The 16,318-nt window shown below is 66.2% G+C and carries 13 protein-coding genes; 3 read left to right on the top strand and 10 right to left on the bottom strand.

What is annotated here, in order from left to right; translation table 11 throughout:
• Positions 1-2 precede the first annotated feature (2 nt).
• The 8 genes from ACIQWO_RS10475 to ACIQWO_RS10440 all read right to left on the bottom strand — a co-directional run bounded on the left by ACIQWO_RS10475 (position 3) and on the right by ACIQWO_RS10440 (position 10,271).
• Positions 3-1,010: a chemotaxis response regulator protein-glutamate methylesterase gene (locus ACIQWO_RS10475; RefSeq protein ID WP_402822920.1), complete on the bottom strand. Its 1,008-nt coding sequence runs from the start codon at positions 1,008-1,010 to the stop codon at positions 3-5.
• The gene (locus ACIQWO_RS10470; protein ID WP_402822918.1) at positions 1,007-3,484 is read right to left on the bottom strand and encodes a hybrid sensor histidine kinase/response regulator; all 2,478 of its coding nucleotides are present in this window, start codon (positions 3,482-3,484) and stop codon (positions 1,007-1,009) included. The genes ACIQWO_RS10475 and ACIQWO_RS10470 overlap by 4 nt, the downstream gene beginning before the upstream one ends.
• A complete protein-coding gene (locus ACIQWO_RS10465; protein WP_402822915.1) occupies positions 3,481-4,167 on the bottom strand; it encodes a chemotaxis protein CheW in 687 nt (228 codons plus the stop codon). Before ACIQWO_RS10465 ends, ACIQWO_RS10470 begins: the two co-directional genes overlap by 4 nt.
• Positions 4,164-5,678, bottom strand: coding sequence for a CheR family methyltransferase (locus ACIQWO_RS10460; RefSeq protein WP_402822912.1), 1,515 nt, complete (start codon positions 5,676-5,678; stop codon positions 4,164-4,166). The genes ACIQWO_RS10465 and ACIQWO_RS10460 overlap by 4 nt, the downstream gene beginning before the upstream one ends.
• Positions 5,675-6,208, bottom strand: a complete 534-nt coding sequence (locus ACIQWO_RS10455) for a chemotaxis protein CheW (RefSeq protein ID WP_402822909.1) — start codon at positions 6,206-6,208, stop codon at positions 5,675-5,677. The genes ACIQWO_RS10460 and ACIQWO_RS10455 overlap by 4 nt, the downstream gene beginning before the upstream one ends.
• A gap of 25 nt (positions 6,209-6,233) precedes the next feature.
• Positions 6,234-7,883, bottom strand: coding sequence for a methyl-accepting chemotaxis protein (locus ACIQWO_RS10450; protein WP_402822906.1), 1,650 nt, complete (start codon positions 7,881-7,883; stop codon positions 6,234-6,236).
• A gap of 205 nt (positions 7,884-8,088) precedes the next feature.
• Entirely contained in the window at positions 8,089-8,931 is an 843-nt protein-coding gene (locus ACIQWO_RS10445; protein ID WP_402822903.1) for a 3-keto-5-aminohexanoate cleavage protein, read from the bottom strand.
• Positions 8,928-10,271: an aspartate aminotransferase family protein gene (locus ACIQWO_RS10440; protein ID WP_402822900.1), complete on the bottom strand. Its 1,344-nt coding sequence runs from the start codon at positions 10,269-10,271 to the stop codon at positions 8,928-8,930. The genes ACIQWO_RS10445 and ACIQWO_RS10440 overlap by 4 nt, the downstream gene beginning before the upstream one ends.
• A 277-nt stretch (positions 10,272-10,548) precedes the next feature.
• Here ACIQWO_RS10440 and ACIQWO_RS10435 point away from each other — a divergent pair, with 277 nt between their 5' ends.
• Positions 10,549-11,487 (top strand): MurR/RpiR family transcriptional regulator, encoded by a 939-nt coding sequence (locus ACIQWO_RS10435; RefSeq protein WP_402822897.1) that lies wholly within the window; start codon positions 10,549-10,551, stop codon positions 11,485-11,487.
• On the opposite strand, the gene ACIQWO_RS10430 is transcribed toward ACIQWO_RS10435, so the two are convergent.
• The gene (locus tag ACIQWO_RS10430; RefSeq protein WP_402822894.1) at positions 11,471-12,655 is read right to left on the bottom strand and encodes an MFS transporter; all 1,185 of its coding nucleotides are present in this window, start codon (positions 12,653-12,655) and stop codon (positions 11,471-11,473) included. The two genes, ACIQWO_RS10435 and ACIQWO_RS10430, sit on opposite strands and share 17 nt — an antisense overlap.
• Positions 12,656-12,770: 115 nt before the next feature.
• Between ACIQWO_RS10430 and ACIQWO_RS10425 the strand changes: the two genes are divergently transcribed.
• Both ACIQWO_RS10425 and ACIQWO_RS10420 read left to right on the top strand, forming a co-directional pair.
• Positions 12,771-14,144 (top strand): PLP-dependent aminotransferase family protein, encoded by a 1,374-nt coding sequence (locus ACIQWO_RS10425; RefSeq protein ID WP_402822891.1) that lies wholly within the window; start codon positions 12,771-12,773, stop codon positions 14,142-14,144.
• Between the two features lie 152 nt (positions 14,145-14,296).
• Entirely contained in the window at positions 14,297-14,710 is a 414-nt protein-coding gene (locus tag ACIQWO_RS10420) for a hypothetical protein (RefSeq protein WP_039394491.1), read from the top strand.
• Between the two features lie 138 nt (positions 14,711-14,848).
• On the opposite strand, the gene ACIQWO_RS10415 is transcribed toward ACIQWO_RS10420, so the two are convergent.
• Positions 14,849-16,084: an MFS transporter gene (locus ACIQWO_RS10415; RefSeq protein WP_402822887.1), complete on the bottom strand. Its 1,236-nt coding sequence runs from the start codon at positions 16,082-16,084 to the stop codon at positions 14,849-14,851.
• Positions 16,085-16,318 lie beyond the last annotated feature (234 nt).

The following is a 16,318-nucleotide window of genomic DNA, read 5'->3' as shown; positions in this document are numbered from 1 at the left end:
AGTCATACGGTGCCGAACAGCGTCACCAATTGTGGCGCGATGATGTTCAGCGGCAGGATTTGCGACGCGGCACCGGCTTCGGCTGCCGCCTTGGGCATGCCGTACACCGCGCTCGTCGCGCGATCCTGCGCGATGGTCATAAAGCCCTGCGTGCGCATCGCACCCAGCCCTGCGGCGCCGTCGCGGCCCATGCCCGTCAGCAGCACGCCGACCGCGCGCGAGCGCCAGTTCTCGGCCACGCTGCGCAGGAAGACGTCGATGGACGGACGATACACCGCATCCCTGGGTTCGTCGGTATACACGCAGCGGCCGCTGGCGTCCACCCGCAGGTGACGGTTTCCACCCGCGAGCAGGACCACACCCGCCGTGGGACGCTCGCCCGCCTCCACCAGTCGCACCGAAAGCGGTGTCTGCTGATCGAGCCACGCCGCCATACCGGGTGCGAAGGCGTCGTCCACATGCTGTACGACGATCACACCCGCCGCGAAGTTCGCAGGCAGGCGTCCGAGCAGGGTCGCCAGCGCGGCCGGACCGCCCGCCGACGCGCCGATGGCCACCAACGCATCTGTCTCGGGCACGACGCGCGGCACCACGACCGTCTGCGGTATGCGGGCGTCGGCCTGCTGCGCCGCCACGGCTTCGATCTTCGCGAGCAGCGACGAGGCCGGACGCGCCAGTTCCGCTGCCCCCAGCACAGGCGTATCGACGGCATCGACCGCACCGGCCCCCATCGCGTCGTACACGAGGCTCGCGTGGTGGCCGACGTCCGACGTCACGATCAGAATCGGGCACGGGGTGCGACGCATGATTTCGCGCGTCGCCGCCACGCCGTCCATGACGGGCATGACGAGATCCATCAGCACGAGGTCGGGTGGCACCGGCGCGCACATCTGTACGGCTTGCGCGCCGTCGTGCGCGACCCACGCCACTTCCAGGCCCGGACGCTGCGCAAGCGTGCGGCGCAACGCCTCCACCGCGATAACCGAATCGTTCACGATGCCGATTTTCATGACCCCGACTCCCCGATGAGATCCACGACAGCACGCAGCAGCGCGTCGTCATGGAAGCTGCCTTTCGCGAGGTAATAATCGGCACCCGCATCGAGTCCGCGCTGCCGATCTTCCTCGCGATCCTTGTATGAAACGATCATGACGGGCAATTCCGCCGTGCGCGGGTCGCGTTTGATCAGGGTCACCAGCTCGATGCCGTCCATGCGTGGCATGTCGACGTCGGTGATCACCATGTCGAACGTTTCGCTGCGCACTGCGTTCCAGCCATCCATGCCGTCGATGGCGACACTCACGTCGTAGCCGCGCGCGGCGAGCAGCTTGCGCTCAAGCTCGCGCACGGTGAGCGAGTCGTCCACCACCAGCAAACGTTTGCGACCGCGTCCGCTGGTCTTCGCGGCGCGCATCGGCAAGCGCTCCAACGACCCCATTTCCACGGCCTTCGCGATTGAGCGCACCAGATCGGCCGTGTCGATGATGAGCAGCGGTGAGCCGTCTTCCGCCAGCGCCCCGGCAGCGATGTTGGGCAACTTGCCGAGCCGCACATCGAGCGGCTGCACGACGAGCATACGCTCGCCGAGGAACTTGTCGACGGCCAGCCCGTAGCGCGCCTCGCCATCGCCGAACACCACGACCGGCTGATCGCCGGAAGTGCCAGCCGGTTCGGTGCCGCACAACACCTGCTGCGCGCTCACGAGCCCGATCTGTTTGCCGTCCAGCGTGAAATGCGGACGCCCTTCGAGCATGTCGATGTCTTCCTGCGGCAGCGCCAGCGTGCGCGACAGGCTGGCGAGCGGCAACGCGTACGGCTCGCCCGCGATCTCGACCAGCAAACTGCGCACCACCGACAACGTGAGCGGCAGTTGCAGGATGAACTTCGTGCCGCGCCCGGGCGTGTGTTCGATGCGCACGGTGCCCCGCACCATCGCGACCATCGCGCGCACCGCATCGAGGCCGACGCCACGCCCGGAAACATCCGTGACCGTGTCGCGTAACGTGAAGCCCGGCAGCATCAGGAATTCAAGCAACTCGTTGTCGTCGAGATGACGTGCGGTTTCAAACGCAACGAGCCCCCGCTTGACCACCGCCTCGCGCACGCGTTCGATGTCGATACCTGCACCGTCGTCGGACACGCTCACGAGCAGCAGCCCCGCGCTATGGCGAGCGCTGAGCGTAATGACGCCCTCAGCAGGTTTGCCTGCCGCCTCACGCACTTCCGGACGCTCCAGCCCGTGGTCGACGGCATTGCGCAGCAAATGCCCCAGCGGCGCTTCAAGCTGATCGAGGATGTCACGGTCGACCTGTGTATCCGCGCCACGAATCTCCAGTCGTGCCGGTTTGCCGAGCGAGCGGCCCAGATCGCGCACCATGCGGGCGAACCCGCCAAGGCGGTCGTCGATGGGGCGCATGCGGCACGCGAGCGCCTCGTCGTATAGACGCTGCGACAGTTGCGTCGAGCGCCGGTCGAAGTCGTCCAGCTCGTGAATCTGTTCGGCCAGCAACTGACCGCCGACACCGAGCGCGCGTCGCAGGTCCGCGAGCGCCGAGAGCAACAACTGACGGTCTTCGTCGGAACGGTCGGCGACTTGTGCGAGTGCCGAACTTACGCGGTCGAGTGCGTCGCCCGCGTCGTGCTGATGACGTTTCAGGCGTTGCAACGATTGCGCGAACGGTTGCGACCAGCGCGACGCCACCAACGCCTCGCTCGACAGGCGCAGCAGTCGGTCGAGGTTGTCGGCGGAGACACGCAAGGCGCGCGAAGCGCCGTCGCCGGTGTCCGCGTGTACGCCCGGCTCGGTGGTGTGTGTGTCGTTCTCGCGCGTGTCGCGTGCTTCACGCGTGTCGGGAGACGTCGACGGCACCGCGTACCCCACGACGCGCGGGAGTGCGAGACTGTCCCGCACGTAATCATCGTCAGGTGCGGGCGTTACGGGCGAGATGTTCGAGGCGTGCGAAACAGGCGCTTCGGCGTTCGCAGCGTCGCTCTCCCCCGTCTCCATGCCGTAGCTGGCGTAATCGAACGCCGTGAGTTCGCCGGAGGCCCCCGGCGCGGGCGACGCATCACCCGTCAACGCAGAAAGCTCACTGGCGAACGATGAGACGAACGCGTCGATCTCTGCCTTGCCTGCGCCTTGCGCCCAGTTCGGATCGCGCCCGGGCGGGTGTGCGAGACGCATGAGCAGATCGACACCTTGCAACAGGCGGTCGATGATCGATACGTTGAGCGCGAGCGCACCGTGCTGCGCCGCGACGAAAGCGTCCTCCAGCACATGGGCGAGCGAGACACCCGCCTCGACGCCAACGATACGCGCCGCCCCCTTGAGCGAATGCGCGGCGCGCATGCATGCTTCGAGTCGCGCCGCATCGGTCGGCGCGCGTTCGAGCGCCAGCAAGCCGTCGCCGAGGACTTGCGCCTGCGTCTCCGTCTCCATGCGGAACAGGTCGAGCAGCGTGGCGTTCTGCAGATCGTCGCTCATGCGAGGCTCCGGTCGAACGCCGCGCCGATGCGCAGCGGGTCCAGCACACCGACAATGTGATCGCGCCACGGCAGCACGGCGACGGCAAAGCCGTCCGACGCGCCGAGCGCCGTCGCGGGCACTGCACCCATGGATGCGCGTGCAGGCGTCACCGTGCCGTGCACTTCCGTCACAGGAAATGCGCTCAGATGATGCCCATGACGCAACGCCAGCAGTCGCGCCGTGCTGGCACGCAGACTGTTCGCCTGCGGCGTTTGAGTTTGCGGCGCAGGCTGCACGCCGAGCAATTCGCCGAGTGACAGACACGGCACGAGCGCACCACGCAGATTGACGAGCCCCAGCAACGCCCGCTGCCGATGGCCCGGCACGGAATGCCAGCCGCGCATCGGTGCGACTTCTTCGATGGTGGAGGCGGGCAGGGCAAGCCATTCGTCCGCCAGACGGAAAAGCAGCAGCGACGCACCGCGCTCGCTCTCCTGCTCGCCGGGGATGGCACGCCACGGAGTCGGGTCGACCGGCACCACGGGCAAACGGTCGAGTAATTCCGCCGCCTGCCGGTGCAGCGCGTTGCCGTTCGCTTGCAAGGGCTGCTTGGGCTGCGTGGCGTTCGCAGAGGCTGACGAAGAAGGTTTGCGCTCGCCGGACACGGGACCGGTCTCAGGCGCGGATTCGCGGTAGGTCATCGATGTCGGTTCCCGTGGCGATGCGTCTGATCATGCGATTCGGTGGTCGTCCGCGAAGTCGTGCCCGCACGTTCGGTACGTTCGGCACGCTCCAGCAAACGTCGTGCGCCGGTGGCATCGCCGCGCGCGTCGAGCAGCGCAGCGCAATGCACCAGCGCTTCATAATGCCCTGGCTCCAGATAGAGCGCGCGACGGTAATGGATGAGTGCGCCCTGTGCGTCGCCCCGCGCATCTTCGACCAGCCCCAGCAGATATTCGGCTTGCGCATTGGCCCGGTCGATACCCAGCACCGCACGGCACAACGCCACGGCACCTACGAAGTCACCAGCGTCGGCGGCGGTTTGCGCCTGTGTGAGTTGCACAGCGATGTCCGCTTTGGCAGTGGCATCGACGTGCTGAAAAACGCCGGGGCGCGGAGAATCGGGCGGCGGCGTGACAAGCGTCACCGGCGCAAACGTGCGCGAGGAGCCGACGCCCGTCGAAGGCGCGAGCGGGGCCTGCGCTTGCGCAGACGAAGGCAACGGCGACACGTGCGAGACATGCGAAATATGCGGCAACGCAACGCGATGCTGCGCCACTGCGTCGAGGGCACTCACTGGCGGCGCGGGGCGGAAGGCGTCGAGCGTGCCCGTCGGACGCGACAGACCTGCCGACGTCTGCACGTCGCGCACCGGCCCCGCCACGCGGAACGAAAACGCCTGCACGTGCCCGGTCGGTGCCAGCCCGTTGCTGGTCAGCGTCCCTCCCTCTGCCGGTCCGGCGAAGAGCGTCGCTCCCAAGCGCATGAGTTGCTCGAGCGCGGCGATGGCGCGACGTTGTCCGTCGCGGTCGAAGTAGATCAGCACATTGCGGAAAAACACGTAATCGAACGTGCCCAGCCGATCGACGAGCGACGGATCGAACAGATTGCCCGAGTGCCAGCGCACCTGCGTACGCAGCGCACCGATCACACGAAGGTTCTCGCCCTCAGGCGTGAAGTAGCGATCTCGGAACAGCATCGTGCCCGGTGGGCCGCGAAACGAATTGCGGCCGTAGAGTCCCTCTCGGGCGACGGCCAGCGCGCGTTCGCTGATGTCGAGCGCGTCGATGGTGAAGTCGTTCGCACCGAGGCCCGCGTCGAACATCGTCATCGCCATCGAGTACGGTTCTTCGCCAGTGGAACACGGCAAGCTCAACAGTCGCAGCGCCTGTCCTTCGCGCACGGTACCCCGACGAGATTCACGCTCCTCATGGACCATCTGCGTCAGCGCGGTAAAGGCATCGCGATGCCGGAAGAACCATGTCTCGGGCACTACCACCGCCTCGATCAGCGCCTGCAATTCCTGCGGCGATTGCTGCAGGCGCTGCCAGTAACGCGAGTACGGCGGCGCGTCCTGCATGTCCGGCGATGTGGTGGAAAGGGCGGCAAGACGCACGCGTATCGCACGTTCGATGGCGTTCGCGCCGAGCGTATCGGCGTCCAGCCCCATCGTGTCGTACAGCAAGCGTTCGATGTCTCGCACGTGGCTCATGACGACGCCTCCGTTGCGTTCGCTGCACCCGCATCGCGCGCATCGTCCGCGCCCTCTGCCCCGTCGGCCAGTGCGTCCTTCGCTGCGTCGAACAACATGGCGCGCGCCTCGGCCGTCAGCAACTGGTCGACGCGTACCCACTGCACGAGCCCGTCATCCATATCGAGCACCGGGCCGAGATAGCGGCCTTCGGGCAGGTCGACGCCGCTCGTCTGAAACGCCGACGGATCGGCCCGCAAGGTATCGGTCGCGCGCTCGACGAGCACCCCAAGACGGCGAGCGTTCGGCCCGGGCGCGGGGTAGTGCACGAGCACCAGCCGTGTGGAGCGACGCGCGGGCGCATCGCGGCCTGTCGCGAGCCGCGTCAGATCGATCACCGGCACGGACTCGCCACGATAGCTGAACGCGCCTGCTACCCATGCCGGTGCGGCGGGCAGACGCTTGAGCGCCAGCCACGGCAGCACCTCGGCGACGTGGCCCGCTTCGATGACGTAGTGATCGGTCGCGATGGCGAAACGCAGGAACAACATGGCGGTGTCCGCGAAATAAACGACGTCAGACGAGTCCCGTGGGCGGGAGCGCCTGCACCTTGAAGCGCGACACCCCGCTCTTGAGACCGTTGGCGACGTGATTGAGCTCTTCGATGGCCTGACTCGACTGCTGCAACGATTCGGCCGTCTGCTGCGCAGCCTCGGAGAGCTGCACCAGCGCCTGATTGATCTGCTCCGCGCCGGTGGCCTGCGCCTGCATGCCTTCGTTGACGACCTGGAAGCGCGGCGGCAGCGTCTGCACTTGCGCAATGATCTGCGCGAGCTGATCGCCGACCTGACGCATCTCGTCCATGCCGCGACGCACTTCCTCGGCGAACTTGTCCATGCCCATTACCCCGGCCGACACCGCCGACTGGATTTCCTTGATCATCTGCTCGATGTCGTAGGTCGCCACGGCCGTCTGATCGGCCAGACGCCGGATCTCGGTCGCCACCACCGCAAAGCCACGACCGTACTCGCCCGCCTTCTCAGCTTCGATAGCCGCATTCAGCGACAGCAGGTTGGTCTGATCCGCGACCTTCGTGATGGTCGTCACCACCTGATTGATGTTGCCCGCCTTCTCGTTGAGGATGCCGAGCTTGCCGTTGACCGAGCCCGCCGCGTCCATCACATGACGCATGGCGTCTTCCATGCGCGTGAGGCCGACGTGGCCGGTGCCCGCGAGCGACGCCGCATGATCGGCCACGCCCGCCACTTCGGTCATGGTGCGCGCCAGATCGCGCGACGTGGCGAAGATCTCGCGCGAAGTCGCGCCGATCTCGGTCGTGGTAGCCGCCGTCTCCGACGCAGTGGCCTGTTGCTGACGCGGAGTCGCAGCAATCTCGGTCACCGACGTCGTCACCTGCAACGCCGACTTCTGCGCCTGCCCGACGAGGCCCGTCAGTTCGTCCGTCATCCGGTTAAAGCCCGACTCCAGCGCGCCGAACTCATCGCGACGCGCGAGATCGAGGCGCTTCGTCAGATCGCCCGCGCGCATGACTTCCAGAATCTGCATGCCGCTCGCGAGCGGCACGCTGATCGCTCGGAACAGCATCCAGCCCGCCAGGATGGCCACCGCGAGCGCCACGCCCAGCGTGATGAGCAGCGTGGCCTTGGCGGCCGTCACGGCTTCGTTGATGTTATGGGTCGACTCGTCGGCGAAGGTCTTGTTCGTGTCGACCAGACGTTGGATCGCAGAACGCCCCCGGCCCCATTCGGGGTACAGCTGGTCGGTCAGCATGGCGCGGGCGGCGGGCAACTGACCGTCGGCCACGAGCTTGAGCACCTGAGTGCTGATGCGCCCGTACTGCGTGCGCACGCCGCGCACCTCGTCGTATTGCATCCGGTCGACGGCACGATTGACGGTCGTGCCGTAATCCTTGATCCAGCCGTCGATGCGGGCATCCGCCGAGCGCAACGTGTCGAGGTCGATCGCACGGGTCTTGTCGTTGTCGTCGATGGCGACGACCTGCTGGAGCAATTGATAGCTCTCGAACCACGCGCCGCGCAGCATCGTGCTGTAGTAAAGGCCCGGTGTGGAATCGGATTCCACGCTGTGTGCCTCCACTTCTATGGCGGACAGTCGCGTGTAAGCGATGCCGGCCATGAGGGCCATCAGGGCAAGGATCAGGCCAAAACTGGCCAGAATGCGATGTCGGATCGACCAGTGTTTCACGCCGCGCTCCCGTTCGTGTTCACGCCCGGTGCCGGGGAGGGCGACGCGGGCCTTTTTGAGGTTACGCCGATTCTATTACAGCGGCCCGGCCGGGCAACGCCGGTCAGGCCGTGTATTTGGGTTTATTTCTGATTTGTCGCGCACTCCCGGACACGGCTTGTGCCCGGGTGGACCGCTGTCAGGATGCCGCCGGATGCTCCGACAGTCAGCGGGTCAGTTCGCGCAGCGCGTCCGCCGTCATGGGCGCGAGGGCCAGCGGGGTGGCAGCGGCGGTAAGCGCCCCCAGCGACGCGGCATTGCCCGGGGAGACGCTGCCGTCCGGCAGGTACAGGTTGTTCTCGAAGCCGATCCGGGCGTGGCCGCCGTGCAACACTGCGGCCAGCGCACACTCGGCCTCGCGCGGCCCGAAGGCGCACATCGCCCACGGCGTGGCGTCGGCGGCTTCCCCAAGCCCGTCCGCACCAACTTGCCAGGCGGCGAGGAACGGCAGCAAGTCCGACGGCGACGACAACTGCCCTTTGCTGTAGCGGCCGAGCACGAACAGCACCCAGTGGCGGCCGGGACGAATCGCGCCGCTCGCGCGCAAGCGCCAGTAGTGCGCTACGTCCTCGGTGTCGTAAAGGATGTATTGCGTGGTGATCTGCTCGCGCCACAGCCAGTCGAAGAACGCCTCGGCAGCAGGGGCGTGCGCCGCATCGGGCAGCACTTCACGCAACGCCACCGAAATCGCTTCGGGATGCAGCGCGTGCACCGTCGCGATCTGCTGCTCCGGCGTGTAGATGCCGACCGCCTCGGTCGTCACCTGCAACACCAGCGCGTCACCCACTGCGCGACGCACGGCCGCAATGCCCGCCGCGTAGTCCGCGACTTCAAGGCTGTGCGTGCCGTCTGCCTTGCGTACATGCAGATGGATCATGGCCGCGCCTGCGTCCAGACACGCCTTGGCGCATTCGCCGAGTTCCGTCGGCGTCATCGGCAGCGCAGGATGGTCGACGTGCGTGCGGCGCGCGCCGTTCGGTGCGACGGCCAGCGCGTAGTTTCGTGTCATGCCACGCCTCCGGCCTTCACGCCGGTGACGTCGGCCACGGCGAGCGCCAGTCGCTCGACGATGCGGTCGATGTCGCCCGGCTGGCAGATGAACGGCGGCGCGATCAGCGCATGGTCGCCGTGAACGCCGTCGACGGTGCCGCCCATCGGGTAGATCAGCAGACCACGCTCTTTGGCAGCCGTCTTCAAACGCGCGTGTGTCTTATCGGCCGTCGGCAGCGTTTGCTTCGTCGCACGGTCGGCCACGAATTCGACGCCGACGAACAAACCGCGTCCGCGCACGTCGCCCACGTTCGGGTGATCGGCGAACACTTCGCGCAGACGTGCACGCAATTGCTCGCCGCGCGCCTTCACGTTCTCCAGCAGGTTCTCGTCGGCAATCGTGCGCTGCACGGCCAGCGCCGCCGCACACGCCATCGCGTGTCCGAGGTACGTATGACCGTGCTGGAAGAAGCCCGAGCCACCGACCACAGCGTCGAAGATCTTGTCAGAGCACAGCATCGCGCCGATCGGCTGATACCCCGCGCCGAGGCCCTTGGCGATCACGAGGATGTCTGGCGTCACGCCGTCTTCTTCGCAGGCGAACAGATAGCCGGTGCGGCCCATGCCGGACATCACTTCATCGAGCAACAGCAGTACGCCGTACTTGTCGCACACGGCGCGCATGCGTTTGAGGTAGTCGCCCACCGGTGGCACCGCGCCAGCCGTCGCGCCGACCACGGTTTCCGCGACGAACGCGATCACCGTGTCGCCGCCGAGTTCGAGAATCTTCGCTTCGAGTTCGTCTGCCAGACGCTGCACGTAGGCGGCGTCGCTCTCGCCGTCGAGCCGCTCGCGATAAGCAAAACACGGCGAGACGTGATGCGCCGGTACGAGCAACGGCAGGAACGGCTCGCGTCGCCAGGCATTGCCACCGATGGCGAGCGCGCCGAGCGTGTTGCCGTGATAGCTCTGACGTCGCGCAATGAAGAACTGACGCTGCGGCTGGCCGACCTCGACGAAGTATTGACGCGCGAGTTTGAGCGCCGCCTCCACACCTTCGGAACCACCGCTCACGAAGTACACATGGTTCAGATCGCCGGGCGCGCTCGCAGCAAGCGTGTCGGCCAGTTGCTCGGCCACTTCGGTCGTGAAGAACGACGTGTGGGCGTACGCCAGTTGCGCCGCCTGTTGCTGCATCGCCTCGATCACGCGGGGATGTCCGTGACCGAGGCACGAGACGGCAGCGCCGCCGCAGGCGTCGAGATAGTGCTTGCCGTTGCTGTCGATCAACTCGATTCCCTGACCGCCGACCGCGACGGGCAACGTCTGGCGCGGATTGCGGTGAAACACGTGCGTCATGCCTGAACCTCTGACGGAAAGATGGTGCAAAACGAGACTGAACGGCGGGTGGCCGCCGAGCCATCGGTCTCGCGAACGATGCCGCTCAGTGTAGGCGCATCGTTCATCGTTTGCAACATATGTTTCACGTGTTTTGCGAACGCAACACTTCGCTCAAGACCATTACCACACTTGGTGTTTCACCGCAGGCCACAGGCCCAGAGGAAAGGGCGTGCGCGCTTGCGGCATTTCATGCAACAATCGTTACATTCTTTCGCCGCCGTGTTGCTATCCCCCAATGACACAAGCCACAGCGCTGCCGCAGACGCTCGACCAGCTCAACGCTCTGCTGCGTGAGCGCTACTCCCAATTGAGCCCGCAATTTCAGGCGGGCGCGCGCTTTCTTCTCGACCATCCGCAACGGGTGCCGATCAGTTCGATGCGTGCGATTGCCGCCGAAGCGGGCGTGCAACCGGCCACCTTCGTGCGACTCGCGCAGCATCTCGGCTTCGACGGATGGCACGGCCTTCGCGAGTTGTTCCTCGAATCGATTCGTCTCGGACCGCAGCCCTACGCGAGTCGCGCGCGGCAGGTGATCCGCGAGGGCGACGCCGCGCGCATGGTGCCCGAGATGTTCCGCGTGCAGCACAACAACCTCGATCTGACGGAAGCCGGCGCGAACGACTCGCTGAGCGCGGCCGTCGATCTGCTCGCGAATGCGGGGACGGTGCACGTGGCGGGCTTTCGCGCGTGCTTTCCCATTGCGTTCACGTTCCAGTACATCTACCGCCTGTTCCGGCCGACGGTGCACCTCATCCGTGGCGAAGCAGGCACCCTGGAAATGGAATTGCGGGCGCTCTCGGCGCGCGACGTCGTGGTGGTGATCAGCTTCGCGCCGTATTCGAACGAAGCGCTGATCGTGACGCGCGCGGCCCGCGCCGCCGGTGCGCGTGTGCTGGCGCTCACGGACTCGACGGTCTCGCCGCTCGCGCTCGATGCGGATGTGACGGTGCTGTTCTCGCACGAAAGCCCGTCGTTCTTCCCGTCGATCACGGCGGGGATTGCCGTGGTGGAGACGCTCGTCGAAATGCTGCTCGCCCGCAAGGGACGCGGCGCCGTGCGTGCGCTGGAACTGGCCGAAGACCAGTTGCACGGCACCGGGGCTTACGTCAGCCCGTCGGGCAGCGGCTCGACCACCGCAAACACGCCCGTGTCCCGGGTCAAACCGGACGCGTAAGCACTGCGCGCTCGCGACGCAGCACCACCGCGAGCGCTGCACTGCCCGCGATCAACGCGGCAGTGAACAAAGCGAGGGCGACGGGCATGCCGAAGCGATCGGCGAGCCAGCCGCTGGTAACGACCGGCACCGAAAAGCCGAAGTACGCGAACAGGAAGTACCCAGCGGCCGCCCGCGCACGCAATGCTGGCGCGACCGCCGAATTAACGGCGGCCAGTCCACCCAGATAAGTGAAGCCGTAGCACGCCGAACTGGCGACGGCAGCACCCGCGAGAATCGCGGGCAGGCTGACGTACACCACCCCCAGCGCGAGCACGACGAAGCCCAGCGGCACCAGCACCAACCCAATCCGAACGGCGCGCACCGGGGCCATGCGGCGAGCCGCTGGCTGGAACAGCAGACCGGTCGAGACGACGAAGAACGTCGCGAATCCCGCCCACGCGGCATGTCCGTGCGCAGCTAGCGCCGACGGCACCACACCGATCACAACGCCCACCGCTGCCCATGCCAGCAGGATCGCCATGCCCAGCGGTACCGTTCCGGGGGCGAGCACCGGCCAGCGCAACCACGGCACGTTCGGGTGACGTGCAGGTGCAGGCAGGGCGGCGACGGCGAACGCCGCAATAAGTGCCAGCGGCAGATACGTCCACAAGCTCAGCGGCGGCAACATCGATGGCGCGACGATCAGGCAAAGACCTGTGACGAGCGCACCAGTGCCGAAGCCGAGCGATGTCGCCGCTGCGACCAGCGCCGCACCTCGCGTGGCCGCGTCTTCGCGATCTCCGTACAACTCCGTCATGTAAGCCGTGCCACTGCCCGCAACGAGGCCGGTCGCCAGTCCGTAGCAAGCTCGCGCGCCACCGAGCGCGACCAGCGTCGGCCACTCCAGCGTCAGCCATGTGCCGACGAGACCCAGCAGGAGCGCGACGGCGAGCGGTAACCGACGTCCCACGCGATCCGACAGCCCTGCAAGGAACAGCAGCGCTGGCACCAGCGCACCGACGTAACACGCGAACGCCAACGCCTGCGCCCCCGTGCCATAACCGCTCGCCGCCGCGTAATGCGGCACCAGCGGCGCTTGTAGATTGACGGAGAACGTCACGAGGAAAAGTTGTACGGCGAGAAGCGGGATCGCCCAACGGGGCGGCGGGGAAGTCGTGGGGAGCATGATCGGAAAGAGAACATCGGGGGGACTCTGCGCAAGGCTCAGCGCAGTGTTCAGTATTGCCAGCGCCTTAATGCAGTGCAATTATTGAATTGTCCTGAGATCAATTTTCGCCCCCATGTCAGCCCCTGCCCGCTATCTCGAACACGTCGAACGGCTTGCCGACGCCATCGCGTCAGGCGAACTCGCCTCGGGCACGCGCCTGCCGCCACAGCGCGACTACGCCGACGCACACGGGCTCGCCACGTCCACGGTCACACGCATCTATACCGAACTCGCACGACGCGGCCTCGCCGTGGGCGAGATCGGACGCGGCACCTTCGTGCGTTCGCCCGCCGTGGGCGCAGCCGCCGCCTTTGCGCAGTGGGCACCGGCCCCGGGCGCGCTGGGCGGCGTCGATCTCGCCTTCAACTACCCGGTGCTGCCCGAGCAAACCGAGGCGTTGCGGCAGGCGCTACGTGAGATGGCGTCCGGTGGAGATTTAAGCGCGTTGCTCGCCCACTCGCCGCACGACGGACCACCGGCCGACAGACGCGCGGCAGCGCAATGGCTGTCGCGCCGCGACGGTGTCGCGGTATCGCCCGATTCGCTGGTCGTCTGCGCGGGCGGGCAGCATGCGCTGGATGTGCTGCAACTGGCGTTGTGCCGCGCGGGTGAACCGGTCGCCGTCGAGGCCCTCACATACCCCGGCTGGAAGGCGCTCGCGGCCATGCGCGACGTGCCGCTCGTCGCCGTCTCAATGACAGCCGACGGGCTCGATCCCGCAGCGCTGGACAAGCTCTGCCGCCACCATGCGGGACGGCTGCGCGTCGTCTACACCATGCCGACGCTGCACAACCCGCTGGGCGGCGTGACGCCGCTGGCGCAACGTCTGGCGCTGGTGGAAGTCGCGCGGCGTCACGACTTGCTGATCGTCGAAGACAGTGCCTACGGCTTTCTGGTCGCGGACGCCCCGCCGCCGCTTCGCCTGCTCGCACCGGAACGGACGTTTGAAGTGTGCAGCCTGTCCAAGCCCGCCGCACCGGGGCTGCGCATCGCCTATCTCATCGCCCCGTCCGCCCTGCTGCCGCGTGTGCACGCAGCGATGCGCGCCAGTGTGTGGAGTGCCGCCCCGTTGATGGCGCAACTGGCCTCTCGCTGGCTCTCCGATGGCACGATGGACCACTGGATCGACCGCAAACGCGCACTGGCCGCACAGCGACAGGCGATTGCCATGCAATGCCTATCCGGGCTGGATTCGACGGGGTATCCCGGCGCCTTCCACCGTCTGGTGCCGCTCCCCACGTCAACGCCCGCCCTGCGCTGCGACGACATCGTGGCCGCGCTGCAAGCGCGTGGCGTTGCGGTGACACCGGTCGATGCGTTCGCGGCCCCGGGCCAGACCGCACCTTCGGCCATTCGCGTCGCCCTCGGTTCGCCCGGCAGCGACGACACACTGCGGGCTGCGCTCATGCAGGTGGCCGACGTCGTCAGGACAGCCGGGAATCACTGACGCCACACGGCGACGCGCTGAGATGACGCCGCTGCCGGTTTCTTTTATGATCGACGTGCTTCCTGCGGCCGCACGCCCGGCGCAACATCCGGTGCGCCATCGCCAGGCGTCGCGCAGGCTTCGTCCCCTGTCGACAATATCAAGGACTCCGAATGTCGCTCATCCACTTCTCCCGCGCCCGTTCGCTCGCGCTTGGCACGGCGCTCGTCGTGGGCGCCGCCCTGGCCGCCCCCGCGTTCGCTGCGTCGAACCTCTCCTTCATGGGCAACTCGCCGCTGGCTTACTGGAAGCAACGCGACACCGCGTCGTTCGCCAAAGCCGCGCGTACCGTGCTGACGGAAAAGCAGGACAACGAGACCACCGACTGGACCAACGCAGGCACCGGCAATTCGGTGGCCATCGCTGCGCAGATCACGCCGACCAACACGCAAAAGGACGGCGAGCGCACCTGCCGCGATCTGGTCGTACTGCTCACCGCCAAGGGGCAGGAAGTCACGCTCAAGCTCCCGGCCTGCAAGGCGAACGACAAGGCCGAATGGAAGCTGCAAAAGCGCGGCACGCCCTGATCGGTCTCGATCTGTCGCCTGCGACAGACGCTGCTGGATAAAAAAATCGCCGGTTCCGAGATGTCGGACCGGCGATTTTTCTAGGGCGAACGATTCAGGCTGACGGCGTCTTGCCACGCCGTCAGCCTGCGAAACCCGTCATGCAGCGGCTGTCTTCTTGTGCCCTTCGACGTCCGGCAGCAGGATCGTCACGATGCCGAGCAGCGGCAGATAAGCGCACACGTGATACACGAAATCGATGCTCGTCGTGTCGGCCAACTGGCCCAGCACCGCAGCGCCCACACCGCCCATCCCGAACGCGAAACCGAAGAACAGACCCGACACCGTGCCGACCTTGCCGGGCATCAGTTCCTGCGCGTAGACCAGGATGGCCGAGAATGCCGACGCCAGAATCAGACCGATCAGCACCGTCAGAATGCCCGTCCAGAACAGGTTGGCGTACGGCAGCATCAGCGTGAAAGGCGCAGCACCGAGGATCGAGCCCCAGATCACATACTTGCGGCCGATCTTGTCGCCCAACGGGCCGCCGATCATCGTGCCCGCCGCCACAGCGAACAGGAAGACGAACAGATGCACCTGTGCGCTCTGCACCGACACGTGGAACTTGCTGATCAGATAGAACGTGAAGTAGCTGCTGATGCTCGCAAGATAGAAGTACTTCGAGAAGATCAGCATTAGCAGAATACCGATGGCGAACAGCACCTTGCCCCGCGACAACTGCACGGTGCCGCCCCGGCGCGCGGCCTTCTTGCCTTGATTCGCGGCGCGCTGCACGGCGTACCAGCGGCTCACGTGATACAGCACGAAAATCGCGACGAGCGCCGCCACCGAGAACCACGCCACGCTGCCACGGCCATTCGGCACGATGATCAGCGCCGCCAGTAACGGCCCGAGCGACGAACCGACATTACCGCCGACCTGGAAGAACGATTGCGCCATGCCGTGGCGTCCGCCCGAGGCCATGCGCGCCACGCGCGACGACTCCGGATGGAACACCGACGAGCCCATGCCCACAAGCGCCGCCGCGACCAGCAGCATGCCGTAGTTCGGGGCGACAGCCAGCAGCAGCAGACCCACGAGTGTGAAACCCATGCCGACCGGCAGCGAATACGGCTTCGGATGCTTGTCGGTGTACAGGCCCACGACCGGTTGCAGCAGCGACGCTGTGATCTGATACGTCAGCGTGATCAGGCCGACCTGTCCGAAGCTCAGGTTGAAGCCAGACTTCAGCAGCGGGTAGATCGCGAGAATCAACGACTGGATCATGTCGTTGAGCAGGTGGGAGAAGCTGATCGCAGACAGCACGCGGAACGCTGTGCCCTGCGCCGCCGGTGTATTGGCACCGGGAAGGGACGTTGCAGGTTGACTCGACATGGGTTGGATTGACGTCTAAGGCTTAAGAAAACGGATGCTGAGTGTCGGTATTCGGGCGAATGGGTGCGAATTGACCGACCTATGCAGGAAAGTTGGGATTAGTCCCAATTTCCGCCAGAAATTTAATGAGTGAAGTGTAGAGCATGCGTAAATCGTCGTTGCGCCAACTTTTGTCGCGATTACGCCATCCCAGTGTCACGCAAATTGCGGCCAGAAGGCCCGCTGACGACGCTT

Origin of the sequence: Pandoraea sp. NPDC090278 (assembly GCF_044772185.1) — a bacterium.
Taxonomy (GTDB): Bacteria; Pseudomonadota; Gammaproteobacteria; order Burkholderiales; family Burkholderiaceae; genus Pandoraea.
The sequence above is the reverse complement of the archived record's forward strand: the minus strand, read 5'-3'. Positions and strand labels throughout refer to the sequence as shown.

Bases quoted from the DNA above. Each gene is read 5' to 3' on its own strand.
- ACIQWO_RS10475 (WP_402822920.1), bottom strand. From the start codon at position 1,010: ATGAAAATCGGCATCGTGAACGATTCGGTTATCGCGGTGGAGGCGTTG.
- ACIQWO_RS10470 (WP_402822918.1), bottom strand. From the start codon at position 3,484: ATGAGCGACGATCTGCAGAACGCCACGCTGCTCGACCTGTTCCGCATG.
- ACIQWO_RS10465 (WP_402822915.1), bottom strand. From the start codon at position 4,167: ATGACCTACCGCGAATCCGCGCCTGAGACCGGTCCCGTGTCCGGCGAG.
- ACIQWO_RS10460 (WP_402822912.1), bottom strand. From the start codon at position 5,678: ATGAGCCACGTGCGAGACATCGAACGCTTGCTGTACGACACGATGGGG.
- ACIQWO_RS10455 (WP_402822909.1), bottom strand. From the start codon at position 6,208: ATGTTGTTCCTGCGTTTCGCCATCGCGACCGATCACTACGTCATCGAA.
- ACIQWO_RS10445 (WP_402822903.1), bottom strand. From the start codon at position 8,931: ATGACACGAAACTACGCGCTGGCCGTCGCACCGAACGGCGCGCGCCGC.
- ACIQWO_RS10440 (WP_402822900.1), bottom strand. From the start codon at position 10,271: ATGACGCACGTGTTTCACCGCAATCCGCGCCAGACGTTGCCCGTCGCG.
- ACIQWO_RS10435 (WP_402822897.1), top strand. From the start codon at position 10,549: ATGACACAAGCCACAGCGCTGCCGCAGACGCTCGACCAGCTCAACGCT.
- ACIQWO_RS10430 (WP_402822894.1), bottom strand. From the start codon at position 12,655: ATGCTCCCCACGACTTCCCCGCCGCCCCGTTGGGCGATCCCGCTTCTC.
- ACIQWO_RS10425 (WP_402822891.1), top strand. From the start codon at position 12,771: ATGTCAGCCCCTGCCCGCTATCTCGAACACGTCGAACGGCTTGCCGAC.
- ACIQWO_RS10420 (WP_039394491.1), top strand. From the start codon at position 14,297: ATGTCGCTCATCCACTTCTCCCGCGCCCGTTCGCTCGCGCTTGGCACG.
- ACIQWO_RS10415 (WP_402822887.1), bottom strand. From the start codon at position 16,084: ATGTCGAGTCAACCTGCAACGTCCCTTCCCGGTGCCAATACACCGGCG.